Origin of the sequence: Streptomyces sp. DH12 (assembly GCF_020873895.1) — a bacterium.
Classification (GTDB): domain Bacteria; phylum Actinomycetota; class Actinomycetes; order Streptomycetales; family Streptomycetaceae; genus Streptomyces.
Genome location: NZ_JAHWGT010000470.1, coordinates 1 through 599, shown reverse-complemented (window position 1 = coordinate 599; position 599 = coordinate 1). Strand labels below are relative to the sequence as shown.

Annotated in this window: 1 protein-coding gene; it reads right to left on the bottom strand. The window is 71.1% G+C overall.

All coding sequences use genetic code 11. From position 1 onward, the window contains the following. Positions 1-599 (bottom strand): glycoside hydrolase family 2 TIM barrel-domain containing protein (locus LPA54_RS35225; RefSeq protein ID WP_368857889.1); only part of this gene is annotated, 599 nt, incomplete at both ends.

The window sequence follows — 599 nt, the reverse complement described above, 5'->3', positions numbered from 1 at the left end:
CCTGACGGTCGTAGGTGAGCAGCCCGTTCGCCTCGTTCTCCACGTCGGTGATCTCCGTGTAGACGGCGGCGGACAGGCCCCGCGGGAGGCGCACCTCGCGGATGCCGTCCAGGAGCCCGACGAGCCGGTTGTCCAGATGGGCGGGGGACGGCTGGTCCTCGTAGCTGAAACCGCCGCCCGGGTACCACTCGTGACCGGCTACCTTGAAGCCCAGGCCGCCGTACTCGCCGAGCACCGCGGCACGGTTCGCGTCGGGCACGGTGGTGCCGGGGCCCACGTAGACGTGGTGGTCGACGACGTCGCCGTTGCCGCCGTCGACGGCGCCGCAGCAGTTGACCCCGCTCATGTTGTCCACCAGGCGCGACGGGTCGTACGCCTTCACCTCGTTCGCGATCCGCGCCTGGTCGTACTGGCCCCAGCCCTCGTTCTGGTCGACCCACATGACCAGCGACGGGGAGCTGCGGTGCTGGTCGATGACGCGCCGGTACTCGGTCTCCCACTGGGCACGCCCCGCCGCGTCGGGCGTGCGCTCCATGGACGGCATGTCCTGCCAGACGAGGAGCCCGAGCCGGTCCGCCCAGTAGAACCAGCGCTGCGGC